Here is a 10,179-nt window from a genome sequence, read left to right on the forward strand (position 1 = left end):
CATGCTGAACCGCGTGTCCGTGACAACACAAACGCCACTTGTCTCCGGCGCGGTCATCCGCATGGAAGGCCAGATCGCGGTGTTCGATCCGCGAGCCGCGAACAGCCCCTGCTATCGCTGCCTGTATGGCGAGGCCGAAACCATCGACGAACGGTGTTCCGAGACCGGTGTCCTGGCACCACTACCCGGCATCATCGGCGCGGTGCAAGCGACCGAAGTCATCAAGGTATTGCTGGGCCTGGGGGAGAGTCTTGCGGGCAAGCTACTGCTACTGGACGCCCTGACCATGGAATGGCGAACGCTCCGCCTGAAGAAAGATCCCGCCTGTCCGGTGTGTGCTTCCTAGGCGAACAGGGCCGCACGAAACAGGGCCCACTGCTCCTCCCAGCCCTGCAAGGGGGAATCGCGAAATCCACTGCGCACGAATCCGGCGATCGCGCCATCGACGAAGCGAATCAACAGACCGGCAATATCGTTGGCGCCTCCGCGCAACTCCCCGCGCAGCCCGGCATCCCGCAACAGCTGTCGCAACTCCGTCTGCAGGCGGTCGAACAACTGCGCAACACGTTTGCGCAGTTGTTCGGTTTCGCCAACCAGCGCATCGCCACTCAGGACCCGACTGATCCCGGGATTGTGATCGGCAAAGCCCAGCACCAGCGTCAGTATGCCGTTGACCTTGTCCGCGACTGGCGCATTGTCATCAACGATCTTGCGCACACGCGAAAACAGGGAGTCTTCCGCGAACCCGATCAGTTCCTCGAACATCTGGGTCTTGCCGGGGAAGTGCCGGTACAGGGCCGCCTCGGACACGCCGGCCTCGCGCGCCAGCGCCGCCGTACGGATGGGCTGCCCCGGAGTATCCTGGAGCAGGCGCGCCAGGGTCTCGAGAATTTGCTGGCGCCGCTCGCCGCTGCGTCCGCGGCTCACGATGCCCGCCTCCGCATCGCAGCTCCGGCAACAAGGATCATGGCTTGATCAAGGTGCCGACGCCGGAGTCGGTAAAGATTTCCAGCAACAGGGCCCGCGGCACGCGACCATCAATAATATGTGCGGTACGCACGCCGCTGTTCACCGCATCGAGGGCGCAGGACACCTTGGGCAACATGCCACCGGATATAGTGCCGTCCCGTACCAGGCTGTTCACTTCCGCCGCGGCCAGACCGGTAAGCAGGTTCTTGTTGCCGTCCAGCACACCGGGCGTATTGGTGAGAAGGATCAGCTTCTCCGCGTTCAGGGTAATGGCGAGCTTGCCGGCAACGATATCGGCGTTGATGTTGTAGGCCTCGCCATCGGTACCCACACCGATGGGCGCAACCACGGGGATGAATTCCTGTGTATCGAGCAGTGCCACGAGCTCCGGATCGATGGATTCCACTTCGCCCACATGACCGATATCGACGATCTCGCTCGGCACGTTCTCCGCCGCCTGCTTCTTGAGTACCAGCTTGCGTGCGCGAATCAGCCGGCCGTCCTTGCCTGACAACCCCACGGCCTTGCCGCCGTGCTGGTTGATCATGCTGACGATCTCCTTGTTGACCAGGCCGCCCAGGACCATTTCCACCACATCCATGGTCTCACGATCGGTAACCCGCATACCCTCGACAAAAGTACTCTGCTTACCCATGCGCTTGAGCAGCTCGCCAATCTGCGGGCCACCGCCGTGCACGATCACCGGATTGATCCCGACCAGCTTCATAAGCACGACATCGCGCGCGAAACCGAGTTTGAGTTCCGCATCCACCATGGCGTTGCCGCCATATTTGATCACCATGGTCTTGCCCCGAAAACGCTGGATGTAGGGCAGCGCCTCGGACAGGATCTGTGCCCGCTCGGCAGCGGTCTTTGCACTAAGAGTCACGTCGGGAAACCTTGTTGTTGCTTGCCGGAAACTTACCGCAACCGCGGTGGCTTGTCAGCCGCCGCGCGGAACCAGACAAACAAAAAGGGCCCACAGGGGCCCTTTTTGGATGCGGGCACGCCGATGCGTGCCCGTAACGGTGCCATCACTCAGGCGACCTTCACCTCGATCTTCTTCGGCTTGCTCTGCTCCGCCTTGGGCAGACTGAGCTCGAGCACGCCATCGCGGTACACGGCCTTGACCCGGGTCGCATCAACATCGGTACCCAGACGCAGGCTGCGCAGGTACTTGCCGAAGCGCCGTTCCTGGCGGATCACACGCTCACCTTCACGCTCTTCCGTTTCACTGCGGGTCTCCGCGCTGATGGTGAGAATCCCGTCCTCCAGGTTGACGTCGATGTCATCCTTTCGCACACCGGGCATTTCAGCGCGCACGACATACTGGTCTTCGGTTTCGCTGACTTCCACCGCCGGCACCAGATCGCGGCTTGTGGTATCGCCCGCCAGCTGCATCGGGCGCAGAAAGCCCTCAAACATCTGATCGAAGTCGTCGTCCAGCCAGCCCCAGCGGCGCTGTCTCGGGGTTCGTACAATGGCTCGCATTTGACATACCTCCAAAAAGTTGTGAATCGACACGGCCGCCTACGCCAAAGCGTGCGTGCCTGTGTTCAAACAACGATGTGGGGTTACTGAAAAGCTTTTCAAGTCCCGCGCCTACAAAATGTAGCGGGTCAGGTCTTCGTCCTGCAGCAGGTCCTTGAGTTGGGTGTCCACGTAGGCGGCGTCGATGACTACTTCCTCGCCCCCGCGATCGGCGGCCTCGAAGGACAGTTTCTCCAGCAGCCGTTCCATCACGGTATGCAGGCGTCGCGCACCAATGTTCTCCGTGCGTTCGTTTACTTGCCAGGCAATTTCCGCGACTCGCCGCAGACCATCCTCGGCGAAGCGGATTTCCAGTCCCTCGGTGCGCATCAACTCGGCGTATTGCTCCGTCAGCGACGAATCGGGCTCGGTCAGGATGCGCACAAAATCTTCCGCCCCCAGGGCATCGAGCTCCACACGGATGGGCAGGCGCCCCTGCAGTTCCGGAATCAGGTCCGAAGGCTTGCTCAGATGAAACGCACCCGATGCGATAAAGAGCACGTGATCCGTCTTGACCGAGCCGTACTTGGTGGACACCGTGGACCCCTCCACCAGCGGCAACAGGTCCCGCTGCACGCCTTCGCGCGACACATCCGGACCATGGCCCTCGGAGCGGGCGGCGATCTTGTCGAGCTCATCTAGAAACACGATTCCCTGCTGCTCCACCCGGTCGACCGCCTTCTGCTTGATGTCCTCGTCGTTGATCAGGCGCGCCGCTTCCTCTTCTGCCAGCAACTTGCGCGCCTCACGGATCTTCACCTTGCGGTGCCGCGAGCGCTGATTACCCATATTCTGGAACAGCCCTTGCAGCTGACTGGTCATCTCTTCCATGCCGGGCGGGGCGACGATTTCCACACCCACGGACGGGCCTGTGAGCTCAATCTCGATCTCGGTATCGTCCAGCGCACCTTCGCGCAACTGCTTGCGAAAGCGCTGGCGCGCGGGACGGTCCTCGGGCTCGGGTTGCGGCTCATTGGCGAAACCGAAACTCGCGCTGCGCGCTGGCGGGATCAGGATATCGAGAATGCGGTCCTCCACCAGATCCTCGGCGCGCTGCCGCACCTTGTCCATCTCCTCGACGCGGATCATCTTCACCGCCGAGTCGACCAGGTCACGTACGATGGAATCGACGTCGCGGCCGACGTAGCCGACCTCAGTGAACTTGGTCACCTCCACCTTGATGAAGGGCGCACGCGCCAGTCTCGCCAGACGCCGGGCGATCTCGGTCTTGCCGACCCCGGTGGGGCCGATCATGAGAATGTTCTTTGGCGTTATCTCGGTGCGCAGGTTCTCGTCGGCAACATTGGCCCGGCGCCAGCGATTGCGCAGGGCGATAGCCACGGCCCGTTTTGCCGCCGCCTGGCCGACAATGTGCTTGTCCAGTTCCTGGACGATCTCACGCGGTGTCATTTCCGACATCGGTTCTCAGTACTCCAGTTCTTCGATGGTGTGTTCGCGGTTGGTGTAGATACAGATGTCCGCGGCGATCTCCAGACCTTTCTCCACGATCCCGCGGGCATCCAGTTCGGTGTTCTCCAGCAGCGCCCGCGCCGCCGCCTGGGCGTAGGGCCCGCCGGAACCAATGGCGATCAGGCCCTGTTCGGGCTCGATGACGTCACCATTGCCGGAGATGATGAGCGAGGCCGTCGGGTCAGCCACTGCCAGCAGGGCCTCCAGTCGCCGCAGGGCGCGATCCATGCGCCAGTCCTTGGCCAGTTCCACCGCCGCGCGCGTCAGATTGCCCTGGTGCTTTTCGAGCTTGCCCTCGAAGCGTTCGAACAGGGTAAAGGCGTCGGCGGTGCCGCCGGCGAAGCCGGCGATCACGTTGTCCTTGTACAGGCGCCGCACCTTGCGCGCGTTGCCCTTCATAATGGTGTTGCCCATGGTGACCTGGCCGTCACCCCCGATCACGACCCGGTTGCCGCGACGCACGGACAGAATGGTTGTGCCCCGGAATTGTTCCACGTACAAACTCCAAGTGGTTGAGAAATCGACATGGGGATGGTGCGGACAGATTTAAAGCACCGCCCGCCCTTTCGTCGCCCTGCCCTGCCGGGGCGATTCCGGGGACCAACCGCCATGCCCCGCAAACACCTGTTTTGCCCGGCAATTTCAGGCCAGGCGGGTTTCTTCCCCTTCGGAACGGGCGATGATCACCGCTCCACAGGAATCGCTGAAGACGTTGACCGAGGTCCGGCACATGTCCAGAACCCGGTCCACCACCAGGATCAGGCCTATTCCCTCCGCCGGCAGGCCAATGGCGCCGAGAATCACGACAATGGCCACCAGGCTCGCCGCCGGAATGCCGGCCACCCCGATGGAAGTCAACAGGGCGATCAACACGATGGTGAACTGGGTCGCCAGCCCCAGATGCAGACCATAGGCCTGGGCGATGAACATGGCGGCGACACACTCATAAAGGGCGGTACCGTCCATGTTGACGGTTGCCCCCAGGGGCAAAACGAAACTCGAGGTGCGGTTCGATACCCCGCCGCGATTTTCCACGCACTCCATGGTCAGCGGCAGGGTGGCGGACGAAGATGCGGTCGAAAACGCCGTCAGCAGGGCCGGTGCCATGGCCCGGTAGTGGCGCCAGGGACGCACACGGCCAACGAATCTCAGCAACAACGGCAGGCTGACGACGATGTGGGTTGCGAGGGCCAGCAGTACCGTGAGCATGAACAGCGCCAATGGCTCGAAGGCACTGAATCCGGTGGTGGCCACCACCTTTGCGACCAGGGCAAACACGCCGATGGGTGCGAATTTCATCACCCAGTCCGTGATATGCATCATGACCTCGAACATGCCCTGCCAGAAGTTCTGCATGGTCTCGACATAACGATCCTGGATGCGGGTCATGAAGAATCCGAACAGGATGCTGAAAAAGATCAGGCCCAGGAGCTGGCCGTTTGCGGCTGCGGCAATGACATTGGTTGGAACCATGCGCAGGAATACTTCCGCGATATCGCCAGCACCGTGCCCGCCGGTGTGTGCCATCACCTCACCTGCCTTCATGCTCAGACCCAGGAGGTGACGCGCGGGCTCGCCGTTGATGATGCCCGGGCGCAACACGTCGACGAACAGGAGTCCGGTGAGGATCGCAATCAGGCTGGTGGTGGCATAGTACGCGAGGGTCTTCAGGCCGAGCCGGCCGAAGGCGTCGGAACGGCTGGCACCGGCCATGCCGGTAACGATGGATGACACTACCAGGGGCACGATCAGCATTTTCAGGCCGTTGAGAAACAACGTGCCGATGAAGCTGTAGATGGAAATGACCGGAATCCCGAACAACTGAGCCTTGGGTCCGATCGCAAATCCCGCCAGGACAGCCAGACCCAGGGCAATCAGGATCTGCCAGTGAAGCTTTAGACGAATACGGCGCGACGCCACGGTCTCCTCCAGATCGACGCTCGGCTTTCTTTTTTGTACCGGCGCATTCAGTGAAAACCTAGTCTATCGCAGCCACCTCGCGAATGGCAGGTGGGCGCCGCCGGCTCGGGTCGCGAAAACGCGCATACCAGGCGCGATAACCGAAGAGCACCACCAGGATGCAACCGTAAAGCACCGGCTCACGGATATCGGATTTCACCAGCCAAAGGTAGTGCAGCACACCAAAGGTGGCGATGACATAGACCAGTCGATGCAGCTTCCGCCAGCGTGGGCCGCCCAGCCGCTTGACCATGGCATTGGTCGAGGTCAGAGCCAGCGGGATCATCATCAGGAGCGCGCTGAAGCCGACGGTAATATAGGGCCGCTTGGTCACGTCCTTGATGATATCGTGCCAGACGAAATTCTGATCCAGCCAGAGGTAAGTAGTGAAGTGAAGCAAGGCGTAGAAAAACGCGAACAGACCGAACATGCGGCGCAGGCGGATAAGCCAATGCATGCCGGTCAGACGCCGAAGCGGCGTGACCGAAAGCGTGATCATCAGAAAGCGCAAGGTCCAGTCACCGGTACGATGGGTGATGGCCTCTACGGGGTTTGCCCCCAGCTGGTCGTGGAAACCGTCCCACACGATCAGACTGATGGGAAGCAGCGCCAGCAGAAAAACCAGAAGCTTGATTGCGCGTAACAGGGATGGGCCGGGAACAGGGATCACGGTCAGAACAACTTCCTCAGATCCATCCCCTTGTACAGGTGCGCCACCTGTTCACCATAGCCATTGAACATGAGCGTCGGCCGCTTCGGCGTGAAGATCCCGTCGACACCGATACGGCGTTCACGGGCCTGACTCCAGCGGGGATGATCCACGTGCGGATTCACATTGGCGTAGAAGCCGTATTCATTTGGTGCAGCCATGCTCCTGGTCGTCGGCGGCTGTTTCTCCAGAAAACGAATCTTGACGATGGACTTGATGGACTTGAATCCATATTTCCACGGTACCACCAGGCGGATGGGCGCGCCGTTCTGGTTGGGCAACTCCTCTCCGTACAAGCCGACGGCCAGAATGGCGAGCGGATTGGTCGCCTCATCGATACGCAGACCCTCGATATAGGGCCAGTCCAGACCGGTACCCAGGAGTCCGCCGCGCTGTCCCGGCATCTGCTTTGGATCGTACAGGGTCACGAACTGAACGTATTTGGCCCGGGAAGTCGGACGCAGACGTTTGATGATACGTTGCAGGGGAATCCCGACCCAGGGGATAACCATGGACCAGGCCTCGACACAACGATGGCGATACACCCGCTCCCCGAGTTCATAGGGTCGGATGAAATCCTCCAGATGGTACACACGGGGATGTTCCACCTCGCCCTCCACCGCTACCGACCATGGGCTGGTCCTGAAATGTTTTGCATTGCGCGCCGGGTCGTCCTTGCTGGTACCGAATTCGTAGAAGTTGTTGTAGGTAGTAACGTCGAATTTCGGTGTCTTCTTTTCGTCCAGGGTGATGACCCCGGGCTTGAATTTCAGCGCCCGCGTGCCGGCATCGGCAGATCCCGGAACCAGCAGGCCGGACAAGGCGGTGCCGGCCGCGGCGGCGGTCATGCCTTTCAGGAACCGGCGCCGCTGCAGGTACAGCGACTTGTCGGTGATCTCGGAACTGGGAATATCGGCTGGACGCCTGATCAGAACCGGCATGAGGACTCCCCGGGTTGGTGTCGGTTTTTCCGCAAGTGTAGCAGTTCCGACTCCAGACCCGGGACGGAGTTCCTTCGGTTCAGTCGGCTGCGCCCTTGAGGGCAGCGATACGCTCGTCCAGCGGCGGGTGGGACATGAACAGGCGGGCAAAACCGCCGGCTACCTTGCCCGAAATACCGAATGCGGCCATCTGGTCCGGCAGGTGGGGTTTCTGCACATTCGCCTTGAGACGCTCCAGGGCGGCGATCATCTTGCCCCGCCCCGCCAGCCGGGCGCCACCGGCATCGGCCCGGAACTCGCGTCGGCGGCTGAACCACATCACGATCATGCTGGCCAGTACCGCAAGCACCAACTCGGCAACAATGGCCGTAATCCAGAAGGCGGGGCCGTGGCCTCGCTCGGTCTTGAACACGACCCGGTCAACCACGTGACCGATGACGCGGGAGAAGAAGATCACAAAGGTGTTTACCACCCCCTGGATCAGGGCCAGGGTAACCATGTCGCCGTTGGCAACGTGGGTAATCTCGTGGCCCAGGACGGCCTCGGCCTCATCCTCCGACAGGGTGCGCAACAATCCGCTGCTGACCGCCACCAGGGCGCGGCTGCGGCTCGGACCCGTGGCGAAAGCATTGATATCCGGCGAATCGTAAATGGCGACCTGGGGCATGGGGATTCCCGCGCGCTGTGCCTGGTGGCGCACGGTATTGACCAGCCACACCTCCGCCGGATGGGAAGGCCGCTCGATCACCTGGGCCCCGGTCAGTCGCTTCGCGGTCCAGCGCGAAATGCTCAGGGAAATCAGCGACCCGCCGAATCCGAAAACGGCGGCGAAAAGCAGCAGGCTGTTCAGATCAAGGTTGATGCCCTGGCGATCCAGGAATCCGGTAAAGCCGAACAGGCTGAGGGTGATACTCAGCACCATCAGGATCGCGATATTGGTTACCAGGAACAGAAAAATTCGCTTCATGAATCAGTCTCCACAGACGGAAATTCGCCCACATCTATGACAGCGCGGGGAAGGACGGGTTCACTGTCTTCATCCGCATGTGGGTGCAACGGCGGCGGAATTCAAATTGCGCCCAGGTATCATCCCGTTGAACTATATTCGGGGTAAGGGACCAAAACAACAAAGAACCCGGGGAACCACCGAGGGAGCGCGGACCCATGACCAAGACGGATTTTCTGGTGATCGGCAGTGGACCGGCGGGGCAGCATGCCGCGATTCAGGCGGCGAAGCTAGGCAAACAGTCGATCCTCGTCGAACGAAACAAGCGGATCGGTGGCGTCACGGTCCACACCGGTACCATCCCCAGCAAGACCCTGCGCGAGGCCATCCTCTATCTCACGGGCTGGCGCCAGCGCGGATTCTACGGCCGCGACTACCGAGTCAAGCGTTCCATTACCATCGACGACCTGGCACAACGCCTGGGTCTGACCATTCGCCACGAGATCGAGGTCATCGAGGACCAGCTACACCGAAATGGCATCAAGGTAGTACACGGAACCGCCCGATTTGTTGGCCCGAACACGATGGAGGTCGAGGACGGCGATCACAGCGAGACCATACAGGCTGACCGCATTCTCCTGGCGACCGGGACACAGCCGCGTCGTCCGGACGACATTCCCTTTGATGATGAGACAATCATCGACAGCGATTCCCTGCTGCGCATGAACCGTATCCCCCACTCGGCCATCGTCTTCGGGGCCGGGGTAATCGGGATGGAATACGCGTCCATGTTCAATGCCCTGGATGTGGAGATCACCCTGGTCAATGAGCACGAGGAAGTGCTCCCGTTCATCGATCGCGAAATCATGGGCGAGTTCATTCACCACCTGCGCGACCGGGGTATGCGTTTTCATCTCGGCGACAAACTGGACTCGGTACGGCGCGGCGACGATGGCCAGGTGATCGCAACCTTTGCCAGCGGCCGCTCCCTGTCTGCCGACGTATTCCTGTTCGCGGCCGGACGCATCGGCTGCACCTCGGCCCTGCATTTGGACAAGGCCGGGCTCGCGGCAAACGCCCGCCATCAGCTTGAGGTAAACAAGGACTTTCAGACAGCCGTGCCCCATATCTACGCCGCGGGTGACCTGATCGGTTTTCCCAGCCTGGCATCGACCTCCATCGAACAGGGGCGACTGGCGGCGCGCCACGCCTTCGACAAGCCGCACAATGCCCCGCCGGATCACTTTCCCTATGGAATCTACTCGGTGCCGGAAATCAGCATGATTGGCAAGACCGAACAGGAACTGGTGAAAGAAGGCATCGGCTTCGAGATCGGAACCGCGCGTTTGCGTGAGACCGCCCGCGGACAGATCGTTGGCCTGCGGGAGGGTCTGCTGAAGCTCATCATCGGTCTCGAAGACCACAAGATCCTCGGGGTCCACATCGTTGGCGAAGGTGCCACCGAGCTGATTCATATCGGCCAGGCGGTCATGATCCTGGGGGGCACGCTGGAGTACTTCGTCGACAATGCATTCAACTATCCGACCCTGGCCGAAACCTACAAGATCGCGGCCCTCGATGCCTGGAATCGCATAGGGTAACGGGCTCGGCTAACCGGCTTCGGACACCAGCAAGTCCTGTAGCTCGATCCGCAG

11 protein-coding genes are annotated in these 10,179 nt (G+C 61.1%); 2 read left to right on the top strand and 9 right to left on the bottom strand.

Annotated elements, in window-relative coordinates:
• A partial coding sequence (locus P8X48_10060; protein MEJ2107655.1) for a ThiF family adenylyltransferase occupies positions 1-346 on the top strand: 346 nt, incomplete at its 5' end.
• Here P8X48_10060 and slmA read toward each other — a convergent pair.
• From slmA to htpX, 9 genes are all read right to left on the bottom strand, one after another.
• Positions 343-927, bottom strand: a complete 585-nt coding sequence (gene slmA / locus P8X48_10065) for a nucleoid occlusion factor SlmA (protein MEJ2107656.1) — start codon at positions 925-927, stop codon at positions 343-345. The genes P8X48_10060 and slmA overlap by 4 nt on opposite strands.
• 37 nt (positions 928-964) lie before the next feature.
• Complete coding sequence (gene argB / locus P8X48_10070; GenBank protein MEJ2107657.1) at positions 965-1,858, bottom strand: acetylglutamate kinase; 894 nt, start codon at positions 1,856-1,858, stop codon at positions 965-967.
• A 149-nt stretch (positions 1,859-2,007) separates the two neighbouring features.
• Positions 2,008-2,460 (bottom strand): Hsp20/alpha crystallin family protein, encoded by a 453-nt coding sequence (locus P8X48_10075; protein ID MEJ2107658.1) that lies wholly within the window; start codon positions 2,458-2,460, stop codon positions 2,008-2,010.
• A 111-nt stretch (positions 2,461-2,571) separates the two neighbouring features.
• Positions 2,572-3,909: an ATP-dependent protease ATPase subunit HslU gene (gene hslU, locus P8X48_10080; protein MEJ2107659.1), complete on the bottom strand. Its 1,338-nt coding sequence runs from the start codon at positions 3,907-3,909 to the stop codon at positions 2,572-2,574.
• 15 nt (positions 3,910-3,924) lie between these two features.
• Positions 3,925-4,464 (bottom strand): ATP-dependent protease subunit HslV, encoded by a 540-nt coding sequence (gene hslV / locus P8X48_10085; GenBank protein ID MEJ2107660.1) that lies wholly within the window; start codon positions 4,462-4,464, stop codon positions 3,925-3,927.
• A gap of 147 nt (positions 4,465-4,611) precedes the next feature.
• Positions 4,612-5,889: a dicarboxylate/amino acid:cation symporter gene (locus P8X48_10090; GenBank protein ID MEJ2107661.1), complete on the bottom strand. Its 1,278-nt coding sequence runs from the start codon at positions 5,887-5,889 to the stop codon at positions 4,612-4,614.
• A gap of 58 nt (positions 5,890-5,947) precedes the next feature.
• On the bottom strand, positions 5,948-6,598 hold the full coding sequence (locus P8X48_10095; GenBank protein MEJ2107662.1) for a sulfoxide reductase heme-binding subunit YedZ: 651 nt from the start codon (positions 6,596-6,598) through the stop codon (positions 5,948-5,950).
• Positions 6,599-6,600: 2 nt separating this feature from the next.
• On the bottom strand, positions 6,601-7,578 hold the full coding sequence (msrP, locus tag P8X48_10100; GenBank protein MEJ2107663.1) for a protein-methionine-sulfoxide reductase catalytic subunit MsrP: 978 nt from the start codon (positions 7,576-7,578) through the stop codon (positions 6,601-6,603).
• A gap of 79 nt (positions 7,579-7,657) precedes the next feature.
• Complete coding sequence (gene htpX, locus P8X48_10105; protein ID MEJ2107664.1) at positions 7,658-8,545, bottom strand: protease HtpX; 888 nt, start codon at positions 8,543-8,545, stop codon at positions 7,658-7,660.
• A gap of 197 nt (positions 8,546-8,742) precedes the next feature.
• Here htpX and sthA point away from each other — a divergent pair, with 197 nt between their 5' ends.
• Positions 8,743-10,125, top strand: a complete 1,383-nt coding sequence (gene sthA, locus P8X48_10110) for a Si-specific NAD(P)(+) transhydrogenase (protein ID MEJ2107665.1) — start codon at positions 8,743-8,745, stop codon at positions 10,123-10,125.
• Positions 10,126-10,179 lie beyond the last annotated feature (54 nt).

The sequence above is a fragment of the Acidiferrobacteraceae bacterium genome, from assembly GCA_037388825.1.
Lineage (GTDB): Bacteria > Pseudomonadota > Gammaproteobacteria > Acidiferrobacterales > JAJDNE01 > JARRJV01.

Coding starts and splice junctions, on each gene's coding strand:
- htpX (MEJ2107664.1), bottom strand. CDS start 8,545: ATGAAGCGAATTTTTCTGTTCCTGGTAACCAATATCGCGATCCTGATG.
- msrP (MEJ2107663.1), bottom strand. CDS start 7,578: ATGCCGGTTCTGATCAGGCGTCCAGCCGATATTCCCAGTTCCGAGATC.
- hslU (MEJ2107659.1), bottom strand. CDS start 3,909: ATGACACCGCGTGAGATCGTCCAGGAACTGGACAAGCACATTGTCGGC.
- P8X48_10075 (MEJ2107658.1), bottom strand. CDS start 2,460: ATGCGAGCCATTGTACGAACCCCGAGACAGCGCCGCTGGGGCTGGCTG.
- sthA (MEJ2107665.1), top strand. CDS start 8,743: ATGACCAAGACGGATTTTCTGGTGATCGGCAGTGGACCGGCGGGGCAG.